Origin of the sequence: Morganella psychrotolerans (assembly GCF_965118875.1) — a bacterium.
In the GTDB taxonomy this organism is placed as follows: Bacteria; Pseudomonadota; Gammaproteobacteria; order Enterobacterales; family Enterobacteriaceae; genus Morganella; species Morganella psychrotolerans_C.
This window is the reverse complement of record NZ_CBCPJD010000002.1, coordinates 197936-221741: the sequence shown is the minus strand read 5'-3', so window position 1 is coordinate 221741 and position 23806 is coordinate 197936. Positions and strand designations below refer to the sequence as shown.

21 protein-coding genes are annotated in these 23806 nt (G+C 49.9%); 9 read left to right on the top strand and 12 right to left on the bottom strand.

Annotation, left to right across the window (positions count from 1 at the left end):
• Nucleotide 1 precedes the first annotated feature (1 nt).
• Nucleotides 2-895: a formate dehydrogenase subunit beta gene (fdxH, locus tag ACMHKJ_RS04480; protein WP_413492304.1), complete on the top strand. Its 894-nt coding sequence runs from the start codon at nucleotides 2-4 to the stop codon at nucleotides 893-895.
• Entirely contained in the window at nucleotides 888-1547 is a 660-nt protein-coding gene (fdnI, locus tag ACMHKJ_RS04475) for a formate dehydrogenase-N subunit gamma (protein ID WP_413492303.1), read from the top strand. The genes fdxH and fdnI overlap by 8 nt, the downstream gene beginning before the upstream one ends.
• Before the next feature lie 96 nt (nucleotides 1548-1643).
• Here fdnI and ACMHKJ_RS04470 read toward each other — a convergent pair whose 3' ends face one another.
• The 4 genes from ACMHKJ_RS04470 to hrpB all read right to left on the bottom strand — a co-directional run bounded on the left by ACMHKJ_RS04470 (nucleotide 1644) and on the right by hrpB (nucleotide 7638).
• Nucleotides 1644-2009 carry a HigA family addiction module antitoxin gene (locus tag ACMHKJ_RS04470; protein WP_413492302.1) on the bottom strand — a complete coding sequence of 122 codons (366 nt, stop codon included), beginning with the start codon at nucleotides 2007-2009 and terminating at the stop codon, nucleotides 1644-1646.
• A complete protein-coding gene (locus ACMHKJ_RS04465; protein WP_413492457.1) occupies nucleotides 2009-2287 on the bottom strand; it encodes a type II toxin-antitoxin system RelE/ParE family toxin in 279 nt (92 codons plus the stop codon). The genes ACMHKJ_RS04470 and ACMHKJ_RS04465 overlap by 1 nt, the downstream gene beginning before the upstream one ends.
• A gap of 132 nt (nucleotides 2288-2419) precedes the next feature.
• Nucleotides 2420-4930, bottom strand: coding sequence for a bifunctional glycosyl transferase/transpeptidase (mrcB, locus tag ACMHKJ_RS04460; RefSeq protein ID WP_413492301.1), 2511 nt, complete (start codon nucleotides 4928-4930; stop codon nucleotides 2420-2422).
• Nucleotides 4931-5187: 257 nt separating this feature from the next.
• Nucleotides 5188-7638 carry an ATP-dependent helicase HrpB gene (gene hrpB / locus ACMHKJ_RS04455; protein WP_413492300.1) on the bottom strand — a complete coding sequence of 817 codons (2451 nt, stop codon included), beginning with the start codon at nucleotides 7636-7638 and terminating at the stop codon, nucleotides 5188-5190.
• Between the two features lie 92 nt (nucleotides 7639-7730).
• Between hrpB and sfsA the strand changes: the two genes are divergently transcribed.
• The 5 genes from sfsA (at nucleotide 7731) to panC (ending at nucleotide 12547) form a co-directional block, all read left to right on the top strand.
• Nucleotides 7731-8441: a DNA/RNA nuclease SfsA gene (gene sfsA / locus ACMHKJ_RS04450; RefSeq protein WP_413492299.1), complete on the top strand. Its 711-nt coding sequence runs from the start codon at nucleotides 7731-7733 to the stop codon at nucleotides 8439-8441.
• A 187-nt stretch (nucleotides 8442-8628) separates the two neighbouring features.
• Nucleotides 8629-9084, top strand: coding sequence for an RNA polymerase-binding protein DksA (gene dksA, locus ACMHKJ_RS04445; protein WP_413492456.1), 456 nt, complete (start codon nucleotides 8629-8631; stop codon nucleotides 9082-9084).
• 688 nt (nucleotides 9085-9772) lie between these two features.
• On the top strand, nucleotides 9773-11155 hold the full coding sequence (pcnB, locus tag ACMHKJ_RS04440) for a polynucleotide adenylyltransferase PcnB (protein WP_413492297.1): 1383 nt from the start codon (nucleotides 9773-9775) through the stop codon (nucleotides 11153-11155).
• Nucleotides 11152-11634 (top strand): 2-amino-4-hydroxy-6-hydroxymethyldihydropteridine diphosphokinase, encoded by a 483-nt coding sequence (gene folK, locus ACMHKJ_RS04435; protein ID WP_413492296.1) that lies wholly within the window; start codon nucleotides 11152-11154, stop codon nucleotides 11632-11634. Before pcnB ends, folK begins: the two co-directional genes overlap by 4 nt.
• 52 nt (nucleotides 11635-11686) lie before the next feature.
• A complete protein-coding gene (panC, locus tag ACMHKJ_RS04430; RefSeq protein ID WP_413492295.1) occupies nucleotides 11687-12547 on the top strand; it encodes a pantoate--beta-alanine ligase in 861 nt (286 codons plus the stop codon).
• Here the strand turns inward: panC and ACMHKJ_RS04425 are convergent.
• The 7 genes from ACMHKJ_RS04425 to ACMHKJ_RS04395 form a co-directional block, all read right to left on the bottom strand.
• Nucleotides 12525-13865 carry a TolC family protein gene (locus tag ACMHKJ_RS04425; protein WP_413492294.1) on the bottom strand — a complete coding sequence of 447 codons (1341 nt, stop codon included), beginning with the start codon at nucleotides 13863-13865 and terminating at the stop codon, nucleotides 12525-12527. The genes panC and ACMHKJ_RS04425 overlap by 23 nt on opposite strands.
• 4 nt (nucleotides 13866-13869) lie before the next feature.
• Nucleotides 13870-15186, bottom strand: a complete 1317-nt coding sequence (locus ACMHKJ_RS04420) for an HlyD family type I secretion periplasmic adaptor subunit (protein WP_413492293.1) — start codon at nucleotides 15184-15186, stop codon at nucleotides 13870-13872.
• Complete coding sequence (locus ACMHKJ_RS04415; protein ID WP_413492292.1) at nucleotides 15176-16936, bottom strand: type I secretion system permease/ATPase; 1761 nt, start codon at nucleotides 16934-16936, stop codon at nucleotides 15176-15178. The genes ACMHKJ_RS04420 and ACMHKJ_RS04415 overlap by 11 nt, the downstream gene beginning before the upstream one ends.
• A gap of 127 nt (nucleotides 16937-17063) precedes the next feature.
• Nucleotides 17064-17366 carry an AprI/Inh family metalloprotease inhibitor gene (locus tag ACMHKJ_RS04410; protein WP_413492291.1) on the bottom strand — a complete coding sequence of 101 codons (303 nt, stop codon included), beginning with the start codon at nucleotides 17364-17366 and terminating at the stop codon, nucleotides 17064-17066.
• Between the two features lie 119 nt (nucleotides 17367-17485).
• Entirely contained in the window at nucleotides 17486-18940 is a 1455-nt protein-coding gene (locus ACMHKJ_RS04405; protein ID WP_413492290.1) for a serralysin family metalloprotease, read from the bottom strand.
• Nucleotides 18941-19300: 360 nt separating this feature from the next.
• Nucleotides 19301-20071, bottom strand: coding sequence for an ABC transporter permease (locus ACMHKJ_RS04400; RefSeq protein WP_413492289.1), 771 nt, complete (start codon nucleotides 20069-20071; stop codon nucleotides 19301-19303).
• The gene (locus tag ACMHKJ_RS04395; RefSeq protein ID WP_413492288.1) at nucleotides 20068-20994 is read right to left on the bottom strand and encodes an ABC transporter ATP-binding protein; all 927 of its coding nucleotides are present in this window, start codon (nucleotides 20992-20994) and stop codon (nucleotides 20068-20070) included. Before ACMHKJ_RS04395 ends, ACMHKJ_RS04400 begins: the two co-directional genes overlap by 4 nt.
• A gap of 183 nt (nucleotides 20995-21177) precedes the next feature.
• On the opposite strand from ACMHKJ_RS04395, the gene can reads away from it, so the two are divergent.
• Entirely contained in the window at nucleotides 21178-21837 is a 660-nt protein-coding gene (can, locus tag ACMHKJ_RS04390) for a carbonate dehydratase (protein WP_413492287.1), read from the top strand.
• A 231-nt stretch (nucleotides 21838-22068) separates the two neighbouring features.
• Nucleotides 22069-22659, top strand: a complete 591-nt coding sequence (locus tag ACMHKJ_RS04385; protein ID WP_413492286.1) for a hypothetical protein — start codon at nucleotides 22069-22071, stop codon at nucleotides 22657-22659.
• Nucleotides 22660-23147: 488 nt separating this feature from the next.
• Here ACMHKJ_RS04385 and hpt read toward each other — a convergent pair whose 3' ends face one another.
• The gene (gene hpt / locus ACMHKJ_RS04380) at nucleotides 23148-23687 is read right to left on the bottom strand and encodes a hypoxanthine phosphoribosyltransferase (protein ID WP_413492285.1); all 540 of its coding nucleotides are present in this window, start codon (nucleotides 23685-23687) and stop codon (nucleotides 23148-23150) included.
• Nucleotides 23688-23806 lie beyond the last annotated feature (119 nt).

The window sequence follows — 23806 nt, the reverse complement described above, 5'->3', positions numbered from 1 at the left end:
TATGTCCATGCAATCTCAAGACATTATCAAACGTTCTGCGACTAACAGCATAACGCCACCTCCGCAGGCACGCGACGACAAACTTGAAGTCGCAAAGCTTATCGACGTCACCACCTGTATCGGCTGTAAAGCCTGTCAGGTGGCGTGTTCTGAGTGGAATGATATCCGTGATGACGTAGGATTCTGTACCGGGGTTTATGATAACCCGACAGATCTGAGCGCCAAATCCTGGACTGTCATGCGGTTCAGTGAAACCAAAGAGAACGGTAAGCTGGAGTGGCTTATCCGCAAGGACGGCTGCATGCACTGTACAGACCCGGGCTGCCTGAAAGCCTGTCCGTCTGCCGGGGCAATCATTCAGTACGCCAATGGTATCGTTGATTTTCAGTCAGAACACTGTATCGGTTGCGGTTACTGTATTGCGGGCTGCCCGTTCAATATTCCGCGCCTCAACCCGAAAGACAACAGAGTGTACAAATGTACGCTCTGTGTTGACCGGGTCACCGTGGGTCAGGAACCGGCATGTGTCAAAACCTGCCCGACCGGCGCAATTCATTTCGGCACCAAAGCAGACATGCTGGAAGTGGCGGATGAACGCGTACAGAAACTGAAAAAACGCGGGTTTGCCAATGCGGGTATTTATAACCCGGAAGGTGTCGGCGGCACACACGTCATGTATGTGTTGCAACATGCGGATAACCCGGAGCTCTATCACGGATTGCCGAAAGATCCGCAGATAGACACCCCGATCGACCTCTGGAAAGGCGTACTGAAACCGCTGTCTGCCATCGGATTTATCGCCACGTTTGCCGGGCTTATCTTCCACTATGTGGGGATCGGACCGAATAAAGAAGTAAGCGATGAAGAAGAAGAGGAGGAAAACCATCATGAGTAAGAAAAAAAGCAAAATGATCCTGCGCACAAAGTTTGTTGATCGTGCCTGTCACTGGACCGTGGTTATCTGCTTTTTTATGGTTTCCTTATCCGGTATTGCCTTGTTCTTCCCGACACTGCAATGGCTGACAGAAACATTCGGGACACCACAGATGGGGCGTATTCTGCACCCGTTCTTTGGCGTGCTGATTTTCTTCGTGCTGATGTTTATGTTTTTCCGCTTCGTCAAACACAATATTCCTGACCGCGAAGATATCTCGTGGGTTAAAAATATTGTGGAAGTACTGAAAGGCAATGAACATAATGTGGCACGGGTCGGTAAATACAACGCCGGACAAAAAATGATGTTCTGGAGCATTATGAGCATGATTTTTGTGCTGCTTGCCACCGGTATTGTCATCTGGCGTCCGTACTTCGCGCATTACTTCCCGATGTGGATGATCCGCTGGAGCCTGCTGATTCATGCGGCTGCCGCTATCATTCTGATCCACGCCATCCTGATCCATATGTATATGGCATTCTGGGTGAAAGGATCGATTAAAGGAATGGTTGAAGGTAAAGTCAGCCGCCGCTGGGCGAAGAAACATCACCCGCGCTGGTATGAAGAAGTGGAAGCCAAAGAAGCCGCTGAAGACGAAAAACAGCAGAAGTAAGCTGTTGAAAATCAGTTTCTGAACAAAAAAACGCATCCGGTCGGATGCGTTTTTTTATATCAGTCGGTTCCCGATACTTTCTTTTCGGATTCAGGATTATAAATCATCCAAAGAGACGCTTACTATCTCAGCGGATTCCATCCTTTCATCCACAAGTGAGTTAAGAAAAGCATCATCTTCAGGATCGTCGTATAACATGATACCTGAAATATCGATTTCATTTTCCAGGCGGTGCAAATCATAATTTGCCTGTAAACGCAGCCAAAAAGCCGGATTACTGCCTAATGCAGCTGCCACGCGGATAGCCAAAGAGGGTGTCAGAGCTGTTTTACCGGATAAAAAACGGGAAACCGTTGCCGGTGTCACACCAATATTTTTAGCAAACTGACGGACTCCCACACCAAGATCAGTAAGGATATTGGATACAATAATACCGGGATGGGAAACAATAGCTTGTTTCATCAGTGATAGTCCTCCAAATTTAAGATAAGCGCATCACCATTTCTGAATTCAAACGTAATACGCCAGTTACTTCTTACTGTAATTGACCAGATACCGATTCTGTCACCCCGCAGAGGATGTAATTTATAGATATAAATATCTAAATCTTCAATTATGCTTGCAGAATCAATAGCCTGAAGACGATCATTTATCCGGATTGCATCTTGCGCCGGAATACCTGAAATAATACCCTTTTCAAAAAGTTGCTTAAGCCCTTTGTGTTTGAATGATTTGATCATCATTTCAGCTCTGTTGCCTGACATGTAACACCTTACTATGCTGTTACACGTAATGCAACACTGATATTTAGCCACAAAAAAACAAAACCCGCCTGACGGCGGGTTTTCAATGCAAATAAAAGAGCATAATGATTACTGATCAAACATCTCTTTTAACCAGCCCGGTGCTTCTTCGCCGGACTGCGGTTCCTGCTGTACAGGTGCCTGCTGTCCGCACAGTGCCTGGGCATCTGTGGTCCAGACCGGCAGAGTGCGGGTGACACCCACGCCGTCACAAACAAAATTACCATCTGCGTTAACCGACATATCGGTGATATCTTCCGGCGGATTCAGGTTCAGCGCCAGCGGCGGCTGATTATCCAGATAACGGGCATAGAGTACCAGCGCACCAGAGCCGCCGTACAAACCGGACGGACTGTTGTCATCCAGCCCCATCCAGGACACGGTGACTTCTTTCCCGTCGATGCCGACAAACCAGCTGTCGCGCATTTCGTTGGTGGTCCCGGTTTTCCCTGCCAGATTATATTTACCGAATTTCGGTCCTAACCGGCGGGCTGCCGTACCGCGCACCACAACCTGCTGCATACCATATAAGGTCAGATAAGCCGCCTGTGGTGCAACCGCGCGCTGTGCCTGCGGGAAGCTCTGGTAAATCACCGTACCGTCTTCTGCAATAACAGAACGCAGTGCTGATAATGTTGCCCGGTTACCGCCGCTGCCGATAGTCTGGAACAGCTGCGAAACCTGCAATGGCGTCAGATTAACCGCACCCAATAGCATTGCCGGGATTTTCTGTATATTTTTCGCCGGTGCGCCAAGGCGGATAAAAGTATCAGCTACCGCATCCAGCCCGACCGCCATACCAAGGTTGACTGTCGGCACGTTAATAGAGCGGGCAAGCCCGTCCACTAACATGACGCGGCCACTGAAGGTTTTACTGTCGTTACGCGGTGACCAGGTACCGCCGCCGCCCGGAACCTGAATGGTCAGCGGATTATCATCCAGCCAGGTATTCAGACGGAAAGTATCCGGATTTCCCAGCGCCGTCAGATATGTCATCGGTTTTGCCAGCGAGCCGATAGAGCGCTCTGCCGCCATTGCGCGGTTAAACCCGGCAAACTGCGGCTGAGAGCCGCCGACCATTGCACGGACTTCCCCGCTTATCCGGTCAACGATAACCATCGCGCCTTCCAGAGCCGGTTTTTTCCGCTCTTCACGGATAGCTTTAATCCCCTCTTCCACCGCATTTTCAGCGGCATCCTGCGATACAGGATCAAGGGTGGTGAAAATTTTCACGCCGGAGAGATCATCTACCTTATCACCCAGCTTCTCACGCAGTTCCTGGCGAACCAGTTGCATAAAGGCCGGTTGCGGTGTGATAACCCCGCTTTTTTCTTTCACTCCCAGCGGACGGGCGCTCAGGACATCATACATATCCTGATCAATAACATTGCCCTGTGTCTGCAACAATTTAAGCACCACATTACGACGCTCAAGGGCATTTTGCGGATTGCGCCACGGGTTGTAATACGACGCACCTTTAACCATCCCCACCAGCAATGCAACCTGATCAAGACTCAGTTCATCCACCGGACGCCCGAAATAGTAAAGGCTTGCCAGCGGGAAGCCGCGGATTTGCTCATCACCGCTCTGCCCCAGATAGACTTCATTCAGGTACAGTTCGAGGATGCGATCTTTGTCATAACGGTAATCCATAATGAGCGCCATATAGGCTTCATTTGCTTTACGTACCAGTGTCCGCTCATTCGATAAGAAGAGGTTTTTCACCAGTTGCTGTGTCAGAGTACTGCCGCCCTGCACCGCACGTCCGGCGGTCAGGTTTGCCAGTAAAGCACGCCCGATAGAGGTAATGCTTATCCCGTCATGCTCATAGAAATTACGATCTTCTGTGACCAGCAATGCTTTTACCAGTACATCAGGGAAACCGTTACGGGCAAGAAACAACCGCTGCTCACCATTGGCGGATTGCAGCATGGTAATCAGTTTCGGATCGAGGCGGAAGAAGCCGAATTCCCGGCCGTTATCCACGTTTTCGATTTTTTCCAGTCCGCTGCTGCCGAAGACCAGACGAGCGTTAATCTGCCCTTCTTTACTGTCAGGGAAGTCAAACGGGCGGCGGTGCAACTGAATCGTATTGCCGTTAACGGTAAATTCACCGGCGCTGGTAATTTTAGTCACCTGGCGGTACTGCATGCCTTCCAGCAGTTTCACCATCTCTTTCTGACTGTAATCCATGCCCGGCTCAAGATTCACTGTACGCCCGTAAACCGCCGCAGGCAGATCCCAGACTTTACCATCCAGCCGCTCGCTGATTTTACTGGCCAGATACACGCCATAAATTCCCAGCAGTACCGCCATAACAACACCAATTTTGACAAGGAACCAAATCCAGCGCCAGCGGCGCTTAGGCGGCTTGTTTTTGCGCCCTTTTTTACTCATACGAGCAGTTTCCTCATCATCATAATCGTCATCATCTTCAGATTCGTCATCAGTAAATTCATCGTCATACTCATAATCGTCGTCATAATCCGCGTCCCGGCGACGGCGGTCTGAGCGCCTTTTCTTACCACCAGCGGCTTTTTTGCCACTGCGGCCGGTGCGTTCACGATCAAAATCAGACATGCTCTCTCCTGTCAGTCTGTCTGCCGCCGTCCGTTGTTTCAGCGGGACAGGCGATAATATATATACCCAACGTCATTCAAGATGCAGGCAGGCGGCAAGGGAAGATAGACGGGGAGCATACATCAGTATGTGACCCGGCTGGCTTCCCGCAGCCAACGAACCTGCAGTTTGAATGAATAAGGGTATACAGTTGTTATTGTCGCCGATTCCGGCAACAGACACAGCAAAAATCGCGTTAAAAAAAGCAATCTTTGCATTTACATAAACTTTTTTACACGCTTTGTCGGTTGCGCGTTTGCCGGATCATCCGGCCAGAAATGCTTGGGATAACGCCCTTTCATCTCTTTTTGTACCTCCCGGTAGCTCCCTGTCCAAAAGGCCTTCAGGTCTGCGGTGACCTGAATCGGACGGTGCGCGGGAGACAGCAGACTGACAGTGACCGGCAGACGTCCCTGCGCCACAGAGGGTGTTTCACCCACACCATACATCTCCTGAATACGTACTGCCATCACCGGTGGTTTATCCAATGTATATTCTACCGGGATCCGTGAGCCGGTGGGAACATCAAAATGGCGGGGAAACTGCGTATCCAGCCACTGCTGCTGTGACCAGTCAAGGCGCTGGCGCAATGCGCCATACAGATCAATTCCCGCCAGTTGCTGCTGATTGCGCACATTATTCAGGTAAGGAGAGAGCCAGACCGCGAGTGTGTCACGCAGCGTTTCATCATCCCCTCCCGGCAGCGTTTTCTCCGGGAACCAGATTTTCGCTAACTGTAAGCGGATGAGCAACTGCTGACTCTCATCACGCCAGGTCAGCACAGATAAACCCTGCTCACCTATCCAGCCCAGTAATGCCTCACGGACAATGTCAGCAGAAGGTGCGGCAAGTTGTCTGCGCTCAATAATCAGCTGACCACAGGTGACCGCCCGCCATGCCTGCCATGTTCCGCGGCTCTCATCACGGGTCAGACGATTCTCTGTTTTCAGCAGATGCGGGGCAATATCCTGCAATTGTGACAGTGAAAACGGCACTGCACGCAGGATACGCGCATTTGCGTACTGATCATGTTGTAAAATCAGCGGAGCAATCAGCCCGTTTTCATTGCCGAGCGGGCTGCTTTCATCTGTCGCGGCCCCCACACCGTTTGCCAGCTGAAAAAGACCAAAACGCCCGCGGTTACCGGCAATGCGATCAGGAAAGCCCTGTAATAAGGTGCGACACAGCCAGTCACTGTCCGGCTGTTGTGCCGTTTTTCTGACCGGCAACCCTGCGGCATGCAGTAATTGCTGCGCCCTCTTGTCCCAACGCGCAGACGGGTAAGTCAGATCATGCAACAGGTTTCCGTTCCCCTCACGCGGGGGTTCTTCCAGTACAGCAATCAATCTTGCCGCCCAATAAATCTGCTGCGGAAACTCATTCAGCGTATATAACCACAATGCCGCCTGGCGGGGTTCAGTACCGGCTCCCGCCATCGCTTCACCTTTTGCCGTCAACCCGCCCTGCGGCAGAAGACAGCCCATATCTGTCAGCAATTTTTGTGCAACGCGTACAGCAACAGCAGGCGGTGTATCAAGCCAGAGCAATTGCGATACATCACGGCAGCCCCACTGCGCCAGGTTCAGCATTAATCCGGATAAATCCGTGTGGCAGATTTCCGGCTCGCTGTGTGCCGCCGCCCGCTCTGCCTCCGCCTGCCCGCACAAATGCAGGCAAATTCCGGGACTGAGCCGCCCGGCACGTCCCGCGCGCTGTATCATGGCAGCACGGCTTACGCGGCTGCGCACAAGGCGGGTCAACCCGCTGCGCGGATCAAACTGAGCCACTTTTTCCTGACAACTGTCCACAACCAGTGTGACACCTTCTATTGTCAGACTGGTTTCTGCAATATTAGTTGCCAGTACAATTTTACGCATGCCCGCAGGCGGAGGTTCAATTGCCTGCTGTTGCTCATCAAGAGAAAGCGCTCCGTACAGCGGACAGATAAGCGTGTCCGCATCCGTTTTTCCGGTCAGTTGCTCTTGTAAACGGCAGATTTCAGCACGCCCCGGCAAAAAGACCAGCACAGACCCGGACTCCTGCTGATACAACTGCAACACATGACGGGCAATTTCGCTGATAAATGGCTGATGCGGGTTAAGAGACTGCCAGCGCCGCTCAACCGGGAATGCCCGGCCTTCGGCAGTGATCACTTCAGCATCCGGCAGCAGAGATAATAATTGTTCATTATTTAATGTGGCGGACATAATCAGCAGCCGCAAATCACTGCGCAGTGAAGATTGCACATCTAATAGTAGTGCAAGAGCGAGATCAGCCTGTAAACTGCGCTCATGAAATTCATCAAGAATAATAATATTTACGTCAGATAATTCCGGATCTTGCTGTAACATCCGGACTAAAATACCTTCTGTTACAACTTCTATTTGTGTCGTTTTACTGACGCGGGTTTCGCCGCGCATCCGGTAACCGACTGTCTCACCCACCTTTTCCCCGCGCTGTGATGCCAGCCGGTGCGCCACGCTGCGAGCCGCGATACGACGGGGCTCCAGCATGATAATCCGCCCGGTAACTGATGCATCATCAAGCATAAGCAAGGGTAATATAGTGGACTTACCACTACCGGTCGGAGCCTGTAATAATACTTGTGGCGCATGCCTGAGTGCCGCACTCAGCGCAGGGTAAATGTTACAAACAGGGGAATATGTCACAAAAACCTCATCATCTTCTGCTTAACTTTCGACGCGCAACATTGTAGCATTGCCGCCCCCTGAAAAGTGCAGTCACATTGACAGGAGTTGCTATGGAGTTTCATCCCCCGTTACAGGCGGGAACACTGATTCAGCGTTATAAGCGTTTTCTTGCCGATATTATCACGCAGGACGGCAGTACTATCACCATTCATTGTGCCAATACCGGCGCGATGACAGGCTGTGCAACGCCGGGTGATACGGTCTGGTATTCCGAATCCGCCAATGCGAAGCGCAAGTATCCGCACAGTTGGGAGCTGACACAGACACAAAACGGACATCTGATTTGTGTCAATACCCAGCGGGCGAATCAGTTGGTGAGTGAAGCACTGATAAAGGCGGAAATCCCGGAGCTTGCCGGGTATAAAACTCAGGCGCAGGAAGTAAGATACGGCGGCGAAAATAGCCGGATAGATTTTTTACTGACAGATCCGCATAAAGCGCCCTGCTACATCGAGGTAAAATCCGTCACATTGCTGGAAAACGGACAAGGTTATTTTCCCGATACCGTAACTTTACGTGGACAAAAACACTTGCGTGAGTTACAAGCAACTGCTGAAGCGGGAAACCGTGCAGTTCTCTTTTTTGCTGTACTGCATTCAGGGATTGAGTCAGTATCAGGAGCCGCACACATTGATAAAAAATATTCATCTCTATTGCAGCAGGCAGGACTATCCGGAATGGAAATTATCTGCTACAAGATGCGCATAACACCGGATGGCATAAGGGTTGAGGAAAAAACACCCTTTACATTCACAGGGTGAATATCAGTTTTTTTAATAATAAGTAGGATGTTTTGTTAGCTGTGGGCGAATAAACACGCTGTTCTTCACACCTTACAAAACTAATGAGAACCAGGGTTGCATTACCCGTAATCATCTGCTATCAATAGCGACCTATTTTTTCCCCTCTAAGGGATATTGTCAGACATGCGTGTGTAGGAGAAGCATTATGCAGGAAGGGCAAAAACGTAAAACCTCGTCCCTGAGCATTCTTGCCATTGCCGGCGTTGAGCCGTATCACGAAAAAGCAGGCGAAGAATACATGAATGCCGCTCAGTTGGCCCATTTCAAGTTGATACTTGAAGCATGGCGCAACCAACTGAGAGACGAAGTCGGCCGTACTGTTACCCACATGCAGGATGAAGCAGCAAACTTCCCGGACCCGGTCGACCGCGCGGCTCAGGAAGAAGAATTCAGCCTGGAACTTCGTAATCGTGACCGCGAACGAAAACTGATCAAAAAAATCGAAAAAACCCTCAAGAAGGTTGAGGACGCCGATTTTGGTTTTTGTGAGTCCTGCGGAGTCGAGATCGGGATCCGCCGCTTAGAAGCGCGCCCGACCGCAGATATGTGTATTGACTGTAAAACGTTAGCTGAAATCCGCGAAAAGCAGATGGCAGGCTGATACATTTACCCCGGATACGTCGGACGGCGCTTTTACAGCGCCGTCCGTTTTTGTTTTTATCCTGTATCCTGTATCCTATGTAGTGAAAACAGCAATCTGCTCTGCCGATGCGGCGTACCTGTTTCCTCCGGCACCTCTTTCCGGCTCTCCGGTCGTGTACCAGGGGCTGTCTTGCGTTCCGCCGCCACAATAAACACCGGCTTTGTAAATCACTTATACCCAACGTCATTCAAGTTGCAGGCAGGCAGCAAGGGAAGACAGATGGGGAGCATACATCAGTATGTGACCCGGCGGGCTTCATGCCGCCAACGAACCTGCAGTTTGAATGAATAAGGGTATATATTCATTTACTTGATGCCAGGCCCTGCCGCGCGTAAACTCTCCGGGCAAACGGCCTGTATTCCCCGTGACAATATGATTGCAAGCAGGGAATAATTTAGCTTTACCTTTGGTAAAGCATTCTCAAAAATACAAGTGTACGATATTATTAGTCGCTTATTTTTTAGATCATTTAATTGTTATACAGAGGTGTACCATTTTAAATCGAGTCGCAAAGTTCTGTCGCAGTCTGATTTCACGCGAAAATAAAACAGATTGCACAGAGGCTGCCATTGAAAGGCCGGCCCCGAATGCTGACCATGCGCCGCAGAATCCATCAACCCGCAGGGCTAAGCCCGCGCATCCTGCCGTGAAACGTAAAAAACCGGCACAAATGGATAATAATAGCGGAACAATCCGGGCGACAGTCATTCCCCGTAGCGGTCACGCTATCTCCCGTCAGAACATCAGTGAAAATGCGCTTAAAGTTCTGTACCGCCTGAATAAATCAGGTTTTGACGCCCACCTTGTCGGCGGGGGTGTCCGTGATCTGCTGCTTGATCGCAAACCAAAAGATTTTGATATTGCCACTAACGCAACACCGGACGAAGTCAGAAAACTGTTCCGTAACTGCCGCCTGGTCGGTCGTCGTTTCCGCCTTGCACATATTATGTTCGGGCAGGATATTATTGAAGTCGCCACTTTCCGTGGTCCGCATGACAATGTGGAAGAACCCACCGAAACCGATGAAAAAACCCGTTCCCAGCAGGGTAAGAACGGTATGCTGCTACGCGATAATATTTTCGGCACAATCGAAGAAGATGCAGTGCGACGTGATTTCACCATCAACAGCCTGTATTACAGTGTGTCCGATTTCTCAGTACGGGATTATGTCGGTGGGTTGTCAGATTTACAGCAGCGGATTATCCGCCTGATTGGTGATCCTGAAACCCGTTACCGCGAAGACCCGGTGCGGATGTTACGCGCTATCCGTTTTGCCGGTAAGCTGGACATGACCATTGAGCCGCAAACCGCTGCACCCATCCGCACCCTGAACACACTGCTGCGTGATATCCCGGCAGCCCGTCTGTTTGAAGAAGTGCTGAAGCTGTTACAGGCCGGTGACGGATATAAAACATTCAATCTGCTGCGTGAATACAATCTGCTGGATATGCTGTTCCCGCTGGTCGCCGGACCATTAAAAGAGAGTGGCAACACGCCGCTGGCACGTATTATCGACCAGGTACTAAAAAATACCGATTACCGTATCCATCATGATCAGCGGGTCAACCCGGCGTTCCTGTTTGCGGTAATGCTGTGGTATCCGCTGTGCGAACATGCGGAGAAACTCGCCCAGGAAAGCGGTCTGGCCTACTATGAAGCCTTTGCTATCGCCATCAACGATATTCTGGATGAACAGTGCCGCGCAATTGCTATTCCTAAACGCCTGACAACCGCAATGCGGGATATCTGGCAGTTACAGCTTCGCCTGCCGCGCCGTCAGGGTAAACGGGCTAACCGTCTGATAGAAAACCAGAAATTCCGTGCGGCATTTGATCTGCTGGAATTACGTGCAAAAGTGGAAGGTCGTCACGAATTGCAGGAACTGACACTCTGGTGGGCTGATTTCCAACTGGCGAATGCCCCGCAGCAGCGCACGATGGTATCAGACCTGGGCAGTGATACACTCAAACGCCGCCCGCGCCGTCGTCACCCGCGTTCCCGTCAGGGTAATGAGAACAATGCATCGTGATCCAGGTCTATATTGCCATCGGCAGTAACCTGGACTCTCCGTTGGATCAGGTCAACCGGGCGATTGCGGCATTAAATGATATACCGCAAAGCCGCCTGGTGCGCCACTCTGCATTCTACCGCACCGCACCGATGGGACCTGCCGGTCAGCCTGATTATCTCAATCTGGCTGCCCTGCTGGAAACCACACTGACCCCGCATGATCTGCTTGATGCCACCCAGGCTATCGAGCTGTCACAAGGTCGTGTGCGCAAAGATGAGCGCTGGGGTCCGCGCACGTTAGACTTAGATATTATGCTGTTTGGTGATAAAGTCATTCATGATGAACGGCTGACCGTACCGCATTATGGTTTGAAAGAACGTGAATTTATGCTGTACCCGCTGGCAGAGATAGCGCCCGGGCTTATCCTGCCGGATGGCGAATCACTTGCAGACGTTATCACCCGGACCCCGGAAAACGGGCTCACGCTCTGGTCGTGAGACATGCCGGGACTCTGTACTTTTGGCTTACCGGACAGACAAGGAGACACTGATGCGGATTATTGAAACCGCGCTTATCCTGCGCAACGAGATCGCCCGCCTGCGCACTGACAACAAACGTGTTGCGTTTATCCCGACAATGGGAAACCTGCACGATGGTCATCTGGCGCTGATTAAAGAAGCCCGCGCCCAGGCTGATATTGTGGTGGTCTCCGTCTTTGTTAACCCGCTGCAATTTGTGCGTGAAGAAGATTTACAACGCTATCCGCGAACCTTGCAGGCCGATTGTGAAAAACTGAGTAAAGCACAGGTTGATCTGGTCTATGCCCCCGCCGTCAGTGATGTTTATCCTCAGGGGCTGACACATCAGACACAGGTTGTTGTGCCGCCGCTGGTTCATCAGTGTGATGAGCCGCATCAGCGCACACGCCTGAGAGGTATTGCCACCGTGATGTGCAAATTATTCAACCTTGTCCGCCCGGACATTGTTTTCTTCGGCACAAACGACCATCCCCGCTATCTGACCATCCGCCGCCTTATCCGCGACCTGAACTATGATATTGCACTGGCAACTATTCCGACCGTCCGCGAAAAAACCGGACTGGCGCTCAGTTCCTGCAATACACTGCTCGATACGGATGAGAAAAAAGCCGCACCGCATCTCTACCGGACGCTGCAAACGCTGGCAGATATGATCCGCGAACGCCCGAGTGCCATCAGTGAAAGCCTGGATAATGCCCGCGAAGATTTAAACACCGCAGGTTTCCGTGATGTCAGCCTGGAAATCTGTGATGCAGATGATTTACAGGATGTACGTGTAAACAGTGAGAAAGCGGTTATTCTGGCCTCAGTCTGGCTGGGAAGCATCCGCCTGATTGACTGCCTCCATGTTAATCTGCCGCCTGCTGACTGAAATATCCTTCAATACGCCGGACAGTATCACTGTCCGGCGTATGACTGTACTGCAATAACAAGATCCATGCCTCCAGCCAGTCGTAGCGTGCTTTTATCTGCTCACTCAGCACCCGGTGATACTGTATCCGCGCATTAAGCATATCCTGCTGACTGCTTTGTCCGGCTGCAATACTTTTTTGTGTCGACTGAATCTGCAATTGTGCCGCCGCCACGGCCTGGTCATACGCCAGCAGTTTTACCCTGCCGCCCAGACAAATCTGATACCGGCGTGATAATTCACGCAGCAGCGTCTGCACCACCGCATCCCGCTCATGCTGCGCCATCTGATACTGTGCCGATACACGGCGCATTCCCGCCACATCTTTCCCACCGCTGAACAGCGGCACAGAGAGATGAACTCCGGCGCTGAGTGATTCATAACGCTGATTAATCATGTTATTACTGTCAGATTTATTATCAGACCAGGATGCAAAGATCTGCGCAGTAGGCATGAACGCCCCGCGCTGTACTTCCGCCGCCTGTTTTGCCAGGCTCACTTCGTACTGTGCCACCAGGATCTGCGGGTTTTCTGCCAGCGCCCGCTGTTCCCATGCCGGGTATTCTGCCGGTAACAGCGCCGGTGGTTGAAAATCCCCAGAATTCAGCCGGGCAATATCATCGGCCCGCAATTGCGGCTGACCGATAATGTCTGCCAGGGTACGGCGGGCATGTTCAATCTCCGGCTCTGTATCCGCCACCAGCGCCTGTGCCAGTAACAACTGTGTCCGCTGAGCCTGAATATCCGTCAGCACACCTTCTCCCGACTGATAAAGCCGCTGCGCTGCTGCCAGCTGAGCGTGATGCAATACCTCCTGTTTCCGGTTCAGTGCCTGTTTGTCCTGAACATAAGCGAGTGTCAGATATGCCTTTGTCACTCTGACCATCAGATCAGATACCTGCTGCTGTCTGCGGCTGTCCGCCGCCGGACGGCTGATAAGTGACGCTTTATACTGACTGTACGCCGCATAATCAAACAGCGGCTGCGTCACCACCACATTCAGCGAGTGGCTGCGGTAAGTCTGCTGCTCCGCAACCGGCTCCCGTTTTGTCAGGCGGTTTTGCGGCGCATTCTGATAACTCAGCCAGGCTGTCGGTAAAAGGTGTGCCAGCCCGGCATCTGCCTGAGCCAAATCCGCCTCATGGGTTTTCAGTGCTGCCTGAAAATGCGGATCTGACTCCAGCGCCAGTAACCAGAAGTCAGACAGTGTAATAGCCTGCGCCGTCCCGGTCAGCAGCCACAACAATGCCGCACAGAGTGCGCCTGAAAAATAGTGCATGCTGTTACTCCTCTGCCAGTGCGGAATGCAGGCGGTCTGTTACCGGTCTGAACAGATAGCTGAGCAGTGAGCGTTCGCCGGTTTTAATAAAAATATCCACCGGCATACCCGGCTTTATCGCGGGAAGTCCGGGCTCCTGTGCTACAGCGACCTGAATCTGATAATACGGCTCGCGGGTGTCGGGATCTGTCAGGCGGTCAGCGGAGATAAATATCAGCTCACCGCGCAATTTCGGCGTCCGGTTTTGGTTGAATGCCGTAAAAATAAGATCCACCGGATGACCGGATGCCACTTTGTCTCTCCACTGTGGTGATAATTTTCCGTCAATAATTAATGTCTGTTCCTGCGGGACAACCGACATCAGTTTCTCACCCGCCCGCACCACACCGCCTTGTGTGAAAACGGACACATCCATCACGGTTCCGGTCACCGGTGCGGTTATCTGATGTTTATCCGTCAGATCCGTTTCAATAATCCGCTGTTTTTCCAGGTCACTATACTGCACCGTCAGGCGCACCAACGTTTCCCGCGCTTCCTGCTGAAAATTTGCCTGCCGCTGAGCTATCCGCTGTATCAGAGAGGCCTTTTGCTCCTCTGCCTGGCTGATGTGCAGGCGGTTTTCATTAATCTGACTGAGACACACTGCTTTTTCGCGGGCGATCTCCAGATAGCGGTGATGTGCAAGATAGCCCTCCTCCGCCAGTGACTTCAGGTTTTTCGTCTGAGTGGTCAGGCTGCTCAGTTGCTGCTGCTTGTTGCGGGCAATATCGCTGAGTGTGCCGAGCCGCCGGGTCAGCCCGCTGATGGTCACCTGCCAGCCCTGAATTTCACTCTCCAGCTCAAGACGGCGAGCGGTCAGTAATGCATTTTGTGCCTGTAACTGCACTTCTCCGTAAGGCGCAGGTGCGTAGTATTTATCAGCTGCATTCAGTGTAAACCCGCTCTGCCCGCTGAGTTCAGCTTCCAGCCTGCGGATAGTGACTTGTGTACTGTCAAGTTGCTCCGCCAGTGACACCCTGCGCGCCTGAGACTGCACAGGGCTGAGACTGACCAGCACCTGACCTTCATCCACCCGCTGCCCGTTTTCTGCTTTTATAGCAGAGATAACCCCGTCCACCGGCGACTGAACCTGCTTTATACTACCGGACACGATCACCGTTCCCGATGCGGCAACACCTTTATCCAGTGGTGCAAACCCTGCCCACAGCAAAAAACCACAGAAACCGGCGATAATCATCACACTACCTGCCCGCCGGTACATCCGGGTGTCCACCGGCACAATCACAGCGTCTGACTTTGTTTTTTTATGTTTATTTATCATTATGTTCCGCCCGGTTTCCCTGTGCGTTACCCGCCTGGGTATTATTTTCTGGTGGATCGTTTTCCGGTGAATGATTCAGTTGTGCGATAACCTGAGCAGTTGGTCCGGACAGCTTTGTGTGTCCGTCAATCAGGAGTAACAATTTGTCTGTAACAGACAGCAGTTGTTTATGGTGAGTAATCAGAATGACGGTTTTTTTCTGTTCTTTCAGTGTGTTAATAGCATTGACCAGGGCGAGTATCCCCGCATCATCCAGATTAGAGTTCGGTTCGTCTAAAATAATCAGCGCCGGTGAACCATACAGTGCGCGGGCAAGTGCAATACGCTGGCGCTGTCCGCCGGAAAGCCCTTCTCCGTTGGGTCCGGTGAGCGTTTCATATCCCTGTGGCAGTTGCAGGATCAGTTCATGGATTTGCGCCATTTTTGCGGCACAAATAATATTATCGGCATCAGCATGAGGATCGAACCTGGCAATATTGTCGGCGATTGTGCCGGCAAAAAGGGCTATTTCCTGCGGAAGATAGCCGATGTACTGACCAATCTCCGCTTTGTCCTGCTGACTGATATCCGCGCCATCCAGGCGGACAGCACCGCGCGTTGCCGGCCACAGCCCGGTAAGCAGTTTTGCCAGAGTCGATTTACCGGCACCACTCGGACCAATTACCCCGAGGACCTCTCCCGCCGCCAGACTGAAATACAGATTATGTAACAACGGCACATTGCAGTGAGGGTACCCCGCCTGCATAACAGACACGGACAAGTTTCCCTTTGGGACCGGCAGCGCAATTTTTGCCGGCGGTGACGGATGTGCTGCCAGCAGAGTTTTCAGGCGCTGATAGGCCAGCCGACTCTCTTTCGCACTTTTCCATACGCCGATAACCTGTTCAATAGGCGCAAGTGCGCGCCCCATCAGAATAGATCCCGCAATCATCATGCCCGGCGAAATGGTATTGTCCAGCGCCAGCCAGCCGCCCAGCCCAAGCATCAGCGATTGCAGTGCTATACGCGTAGTTTTGGTCAGTGACATCATTTTGGCGGCAACATCACTCGCCTGAGTCTGCGCCTCAAGGCAGCGGTGGTGGTTATTGAGCCAGCGCTGACGCAGATGATGCTGCATTCCCATCGCGTCAGCGGGCTGGGTATGCTCAAAGTGGCTGCTCTGCATCAGTTGCGCGGTGGTGGCAAACTGATTCGCCGCCGTCAGCGGCTCCCCGGAAAAACGCTCATTGATAATGGCAAGAAACAGCAGGAGCAATGCCCCGCATAATGCAAACAATCCCAGCCACGGGTTAAACAACGCAATAAACAGCAGATAAACCGGAAACCAGGGTAAATCAAAGAAGGCAAAAATACCGTTACCGGTAATAAAGCGGCGCAGCAGCATCAGATCGGTCAGTGCCGCTGATGGTGTGATACCCGGGGTACGGTTTAATTTTGCCTGAAATGCAGCCGTGTAAATACGGGTATTCAGTGCCATATCAAACTGGTTACTCATACGGATAACCAGCAGATTACGCAAAAAATCCAGCCCGCCCATCAGGATAAACAGCCCGATCATAATGAGTGTCAGCATCAGTAATGTCATGTCATTACCGGAAGGTAAAACGCGGTCATAGACCTGTAACATATACACTGACGGCACCAACATAAGCAGATTAATCAGTGCGGTGAATAATGCGAGCGTGGTAAACAGTTGTTTTCGTGTGGTGATAAATGTTGTGATTTCATTTCTGGTTTTCCCGGAAAACATAAATAGGTGCTCCGCCTGAGTCATAGCTCAGGAGTCTTGTTATTGATATACCCTTATTCATTCAAACTGCAGGTTCGTTGGGTATAGTATTATTGATAAGGATGCTGCGGACACGCAGGATGGCGGGCTATTCTTTCACAAGCTGTGCGCCGCCTTCACGCCAGATTTCGGCCCGGTAATGACCGGGAGATTCAGCACAAAAAAAGTAACGGGCGGTGCCGTCTGCGGTGACAAACGCAATACCGTCCGGTTCCGGACGCCAGGCGGTAACCGGCTGGTTTGCCGCACCCGTAATGAAACGGAGCACAAAGCCGTTTGCCGCGTCATCCGGGATATCGGTCAGAATGACCGTCTGAGTGTGTTGCACATCAGTAAACTTCCATTCACCTTTTAATGCGCCCGCTGCGGGCAGAACCTGACTATCCGCCATGCTGTATCCTGAAGAAAGAAGAAAAAACAGTGGTAATATTAAGTATCTGACAAGCATTTCAACCATTCCCCTGTGCGGTACGGACGCCGCAGTCACGCCTGCCGCGCCCGCCTGCTGCATTACACGATAAAGTCAGTCGCGACATTTACCGTGCCTACAATATCGACTTTAAAATCAGGCTGATACTGATGCCCGCCAATATTGATAAGAAGCTCTGTCAGGTTTCGGTCATCATCATAACTGAGCATGGCTTCTCCGGCTGTGCCACTGAATTCATCCACAAAATGAATAAATTTGTCACCAAACCGGTTCTGATTCAGACCCTGTAAGTCGATGCGATCCAGACCTGTTGAGAAATCCATAATGCGATCAGCCTGCGCATACAGAGAATCGGTGACGGCAGAAAAGACAAAAATATCCTGTCCGGTGCCGCCCCAGAGTTTATCCTGCCCGGCACCGCCGTACAGAACATCATCCCCCGCATTACCCTTGAGAATATTGTCGGCATCATTGCCGATGATCACATCATTGCCGCGCCCGCCGATGGCATTCTCAATCACCACGCCATGAGCAATTGAGACATTACCGGTCAGCCCGCCCACATCAGAAAATTTGCCGGCTTCCAGGATAATCCGCTGGTCATTGGAATAACGGGAGAAATCCAGCGTATCATTGCCCCCGCCATCCCAGATGCTGAAGATCAGTTTGTCACTGCCACTTTTTGCCGAGTAATAATCACGTCCGGTATTGGAGTTAAATCCATACACGGTATCATCCGACCGGGTATTGTAATTGGCACCATAGAGTTTCTGGATAGCCGTGATGTCATCCAGCATAGGCGCAGAAGCATAGCTTCCTTTATTATCCCCGCCGGTCATTTTCTCACTCCAGTAGCTCATTACACTGTACTGACGGGTATCTTCTGCATAATCGGCATCTTTATAAGACGGATTTCCACGGCCCGCGTTATAGTCGCCGGGGTGCATTAACCCCAGAGTATGACCAATCTCATGCGTAATAGTCTGGCGGCCATAATTGCCCGCTTCTGGTGTGATGTTCAGCGCGCCGGGCGTTGAGCTGTACCAGGTTTGACCGGAAACATCATAGCCGCGTGAATCAGTAAACGGCTGCCCTGATGAATCACGGCTGAACGGCAGCATGGCGTAGGCTTGAGTATATTTATCATTAATATATCCGAAGGTGATATTGGTATATATCTCCCCCTTCCCTGCATTCACTTCAGTAAATTTAATATTTGCCACATCAGACCACGATTGTAGTGATAGGCGCGCCTGTGCCTGCTGGTTTTCATTAAATCCCTGTAATCCTTTATCACCGAAAGCATTCCTGTACATACCTTCCCATGTCGGGAAGGAGTATGTCACCTCCGCTGGCTGCCCTATTTTATCGATACCATTCCATGTTGTATTTTTCCGGGCAATATGATCACCCGCATCAAATGCATCGTATGAGATTTTATTATTAATATAACGCCCGTTACCCCGCCCCGGACTATCAAGAAAATCATTAATAAATGACCACCCGCCTTCCTTGCCGTATGCAACCACACCCATAAAATACCTCCGGTATATGCCCTTATTCATTCAAACAGCAGGTTCGTTGGCTGCATCTTGAATGACATCAGGCATAGTCGTTAAACAGAATGAAACTCACCTTAAAAATTCAATAAAACTGATGTATCCCATCAGTCTGCACACGATAAACACATTAATTTAACTAATCTATTGGGTGATAAATAAATGCACATTAATTCTGTTATTTGGTTTTGGAGTGGCAGGAAACGGAAGAAGGCGCTCAGCTATCAGAGATAGCCGGAGGAAAAATAATTACATGACGGAGAGAAATGGTGGGGTGATGAGACAAAAAACCCGGCAATTATTTTGCCGGGTTTTTATCAGAGCAGTGATTCAGGATCAGGTTCTCAGTCCGCGTCCTTTCTCGATCAGACGCCAGGTCAGAATATAAAATACCGCAATAAACAGACTCAGAACGCCGAGTGTTGTCGCCACAGAAACATCACTGATACCTAAGAAACCATAACGGAAGCCGCTAATCATATACACAATCGGATTGAGCTTGGAAACCGCCTGCCAGAATGCCGGTAACAGTGTCAGGGAGTAAAATACCCCGCCCAGATAGGTCAGAGGCGTCAGGACGAAAGTCGGAATAATACTGATGTCATCAAAGCTTTTCGCAAACAGCGCATTGAGCAGTCCCGCCAGCGAGAAAAGGATCGAGGTCATCAGCAGTGTGGTGACAATCATAAACCACGAATGGATGTGTAACGGCACAAAAAACAGGGAAATAAGCGTGACCAGTATGCCAACCAGCACACCACGCGCCACGCCGCCGCCGACAAACCCGGCAATAATAACGTGAGTCGGCACCGGGGCGACCAGCAATTCTTCAATACTTTTCTGGAATTTTGCACCAAAAAAAGAAGACGACACATTGGCGTAAGAGTTAGTTATCACGGACATCATGATAAGCCCGGGCACGATAAACTGCATGTACCCCACGCCGCCCATCTCCCCAATCCGGTTACCTATCAAATTCCCGAAGATAATAAAATAGAGCGACATCGTAATCACCGGCGGGATCAGTGTCTGTATCCAAATCCGCATAAAGCGGGTGATCTCTTTGCGCCAGATTGTTTTCAGCGCCACCCAGTACAACGACATCATTTTTCAACCTCCGCATCATGATTAACCAGATGCACAAATAATTCTTCCAGACGGTTTGCTTTGTTTCGCATACTTAACACATCAATCCCCTGCGCATTCAACTGTGCAAAAATACCATTCAGCCCCTGCTCACGACGGACTTCCACTTCCAGCGTTGAGGTGTCTGTTAACTGATATTTATAGCCCTCAAGCTGCGGCAGCGGGCTTTTTGCACCTAAATCCAGGATAAAGATTTCAGACTCCAGCTTGCTGAGCAGTGCTTTCATACTGGTATTTTCCACCAGCTCGCCGTGCTGGATAATTCCGATATTGCGGCACAGCATTTCCGCCTCTTCCAGATAGTGCGTCGTGAGGATGATAGTCGTCCCCTGCGCATTCAACATTTTCAGGAAGCCCCACATTGAGCGGCGCAGTTCAATATCCACCCCGGCAGTCGGTTCGTCGAGGATCAGCAGTTTCGGCTGATGCATCAGCGCGCGCGCAATCATCAGGCGGCGTTTCATCCCGCCGGACAGATGCATGGCGCGTTCATTGCGCTTTCCCCATAAATCCAGTTGCGTCAGGTAGATTTTTGCTCTCTCCTGCGCCACATCGTGCGGTACGCCATAATAGCCCGCCTGCTGTAATACTATCTGTAATACGGTTTCAAACGGGTTAAAGTTAAACTCCTGCGGTACCAGCCCCAGTTGGCGCTTTGCCAGCACCAGGTCGGTATCAATGTCATAGCCGAAAACCGAGACTTTCCCGGCGGTTTTATTGACCAGAGAGCTGATAATGCCGATGGTGGTGGATTTTCCTGCGCCGTTAGGACCCAGTAACGCATAGAAATCCCCGGCGCTGACTTTCAGGTCAATTCCCTTCAAAGCTTGCACGCCACCTGCATACTGCTTGGTTAATTGTGATATTTCCAGTGCATAGGTCATAACAGAAAAATACCTTTTTAATTTAGAAATTTGAGTGCAATATAAACCAAAATATTACCTGCGAACCGGAATCGGTTCTTGACAATTTGTCTTCTTTTCTGAAATCATTTAATAACAAATTATTAAAATTCAAATTTTTTATACACAGATTCTAGCGAAAGGATCTCCAACAGGCTATCCGTCATGATGAAAAAAATCGAAGAGCTGTTTGCCAATAACAAACAGTGGTCCGAATCCGTAAATGAAAAAGATCCGGATTTTTTCAAAGAACTCGCACAGGCTCAAAAGCCGCGGTTCCTCTGGATTGGCTGTTCTGACAGTCGCGTACCCGCCGAAAAACTGATCGACGCCGCACCGGGAGATCTGTTTGTTCACCGTAATGTGGCCAATCTGGTTATCCATACTGATCTCAACTGTCTCTCGGTTATTCAGTATGCGGTGGATGTTTTACAGGTCGAGCATATTATCGTCTGCGGCCACTACAATTGCGGCGGTATTCAGGCGGCTATCGAGGGTACCGAGCTCGGGCTGATTAATAACTGGCTGCTGCATATCCGCGATATCTGGTATCAGCACAGCTCACTACTGGGCGAACTCGCCCCGCAGGACAGAATCAACCGCTTATGCGAACTGAACGTGGTTGAGCAGGTGTATAACCTAGGTCATTCCACTATTATGCAGGCGGCGTGGAAACGCGGTCAGCGGGTGATGATCCACGGCTGGATCTACGGGATAAACAAAGGTCTGCTTCACGATCTGGATATCAGCTCTGACAGCCGGGAAAAAATGGAACTGGTCTATCGTCAGGCGGTTGCCAAGCTTTCCAGCTTGCAGCAATCCTGATCCTGCGATTCATACAGTAAAATAAAACAGTATTTTCGGATACTGTTTTTATTTATACCCAACGTGATTCAGGATGCAGCCAACGAACCCGCAGTTTGAATGAATAAGGGTATATATCATATTTTTTGTTTACGTATAGTTACCCGATAACCCATGATTTCATTGCTCCTCCCCTGATAATTTAATATAACTTCCCGTAAATTTCATTTTGTTCATCATAAAAGGATATTTATGCAGACAATGATTATCAGAGATACGGGTGTTTATTTTATCAAAGAACAAATCTACCCGAAATCCGGTCTTCCCTCATTCGCCAATACAATCGGCCCGTCAGGGAAACAAATTTACCGCATGGTTTTTCAGCTTAAAATTGAGCAGGATATTTTCTACGAAAATAAAAAGATCAATCATAACGACCTCAGTACCTGGCAGCAACTGCGGGCACTGTTTGATAAAGATCTTATCTCCCAGAAGGATAAAAAGAGCGGCAAAGCCATTGTCGGATTAGAATATGCCGGATTTGATACCTATATAACACCGGTTGCCGGATTTGATAATTTTTTACCAAAATCCCTGACAACCGAATATGTCTACAATAATGATTTACTGCCGAGTCCGTACCTTTACGGAAAAGATCCGATACCATCAGTCAGACTATACAATAACCCGCATGTACAATTTTTTATGGATCAGGGCGGAACCGGTATTCCTACAGCATTGGGAAAATTTGATAAGAAAAACCGCCATCTGGGGATCATCAAAAATGAAAGCGATTTCACTAAAATATTGAATTTAATTAAGGCTGGTTATGAAAAAAAATAATCTGCTGATAATCATTTTATTTGGTTTTATCAATTTATTAACCGGGTACTTTTTTGTCCGGTTTGCAGCTGACGCTTATCTCCCGGTCGGCAGCACATTAATTTATAATGATATTAATTCCATTTTCATCACAAGCCTGATATTTTCGGCCGGTTTTTTATGTATCAGCCTGATATCATTAGGTGTTATTTACGCTATAACGAAAAAAATAACAGTGATGAGCGCAATATTAATGACGGCAAGTAATATTATTGTGCTGATACTTGTATCATTTTGTTACGGAAAAATATATTTCAGTACCAGTGCGCCAGAAGAACTGAACTATATATCATCATCCCTGTTTCATTATTTTCAGTTACTACTGTTAACTGCATTAATTTCACCACTTATCCAGGCCAGTATCCTGAAACTGATAAAACGCTAATATTCCGATACAAAAATGGCGCCCTTCCGGCGCCATTTTGTCTGAGATGAAGATAATAAAGCTATCACTCTTCCAGCAGTGTCACATGTCCGATATACGGCAGGTGGCGGTAGCTCTGGGCATAATCAATGCCATAGCCCACGACAAATTTATCTTCAATTGCATAACCTACCCACTCCACCGGTACATCCACTTCACGGCGGCAGGGTTTATCCAGCAGAGTACAGATAGAAACAGAGTTCGGGCCGCGCAGAGAGAGAATATCGCGCACCCGGTGCAATGTATTACCGGAATCAATAATATCTTCCACGATCAGGACATCTTTACCGCGGATATCTTCATCCAGATCTTTGACAATTTTCACATCACGGGTGGATGATGTGCCGCTGCCGTAGCTGGATACGGTCATAAAATCCACTTCATGCGGAACATCGATTTTACGGCATAAATCAGCCATAAAAATAAAAGAGCCTTTCAGCAATCCGACTAAGACCAGATCTTTATCGCTGTGACGATAGTGTGCGGAAATTTCACTGCCGAGTTCGGCAACACGCTGCTGAATCTCCGCTTCGGAGATCATTGTATCTAAGGTATGTTTCTTCATGATTTTTTTGCCGTCAACGCTACGCTGTTACAGTGGTTCAGTATTAAACGAATACGGGTTTAACACTGGTCAGAAAGCGCGTTAGTCTAGCATACCCCGGATAAATTCGCGATAACGGG

Excerpts from the sequence above, each read along its gene's own strand:
- ACMHKJ_RS04410 (WP_413492291.1), bottom strand. The coding sequence starts at position 17,366 with ATGGCGGATAGTCAGGTTCTGCCCGCAGCGGGCGCATTAAAAGGTGAA.
- ACMHKJ_RS04420 (WP_413492293.1), bottom strand. The coding sequence starts at position 15,186 with ATGATAAATAAACATAAAAAAACAAAGTCAGACGCTGTGATTGTGCCG.
- dksA (WP_413492456.1), top strand. The coding sequence starts at position 8,629 with ATGCAGGAAGGGCAAAAACGTAAAACCTCGTCCCTGAGCATTCTTGCC.
- ACMHKJ_RS04385 (WP_413492286.1), top strand. The coding sequence starts at position 22,069 with ATGCAGACAATGATTATCAGAGATACGGGTGTTTATTTTATCAAAGAA.
- mrcB (WP_413492301.1), bottom strand. The coding sequence starts at position 4,930 with ATGTCTGATTTTGATCGTGAACGCACCGGCCGCAGTGGCAAAAAAGCC.
- ACMHKJ_RS04425 (WP_413492294.1), bottom strand. The coding sequence starts at position 13,865 with ATGCACTATTTTTCAGGCGCACTCTGTGCGGCATTGTTGTGGCTGCTG.
- ACMHKJ_RS04395 (WP_413492288.1), bottom strand. The coding sequence starts at position 20,994 with ATGACCTATGCACTGGAAATATCACAATTAACCAAGCAGTATGCAGGT.
- can (WP_413492287.1), top strand. The coding sequence starts at position 21,178 with ATGATGAAAAAAATCGAAGAGCTGTTTGCCAATAACAAACAGTGGTCC.
- hpt (WP_413492285.1), bottom strand. The coding sequence starts at position 23,687 with ATGAAGAAACATACCTTAGATACAATGATCTCCGAAGCGGAGATTCAG.
- ACMHKJ_RS04400 (WP_413492289.1), bottom strand. The coding sequence starts at position 20,071 with ATGATGTCGTTGTACTGGGTGGCGCTGAAAACAATCTGGCGCAAAGAG.
- ACMHKJ_RS04415 (WP_413492292.1), bottom strand. The coding sequence starts at position 16,936 with ATGTTTTCCGGGAAAACCAGAAATGAAATCACAACATTTATCACCACA.
- panC (WP_413492295.1), top strand. The coding sequence starts at position 11,687 with ATGCGGATTATTGAAACCGCGCTTATCCTGCGCAACGAGATCGCCCGC.
- fdnI (WP_413492303.1), top strand. The coding sequence starts at position 888 with ATGAGTAAGAAAAAAAGCAAAATGATCCTGCGCACAAAGTTTGTTGAT.
- ACMHKJ_RS04465 (WP_413492457.1), bottom strand. The coding sequence starts at position 2,287 with ATGATCAAATCATTCAAACACAAAGGGCTTAAGCAACTTTTTGAAAAG.
- fdxH (WP_413492304.1), top strand. The coding sequence starts at position 2 with ATGTCCATGCAATCTCAAGACATTATCAAACGTTCTGCGACTAACAGC.
- ACMHKJ_RS04405 (WP_413492290.1), bottom strand. The coding sequence starts at position 18,940 with ATGGGTGTGGTTGCATACGGCAAGGAAGGCGGGTGGTCATTTATTAAT.
- ACMHKJ_RS04470 (WP_413492302.1), bottom strand. The coding sequence starts at position 2,009 with ATGAAACAAGCTATTGTTTCCCATCCCGGTATTATTGTATCCAATATC.
- sfsA (WP_413492299.1), top strand. The coding sequence starts at position 7,731 with ATGGAGTTTCATCCCCCGTTACAGGCGGGAACACTGATTCAGCGTTAT.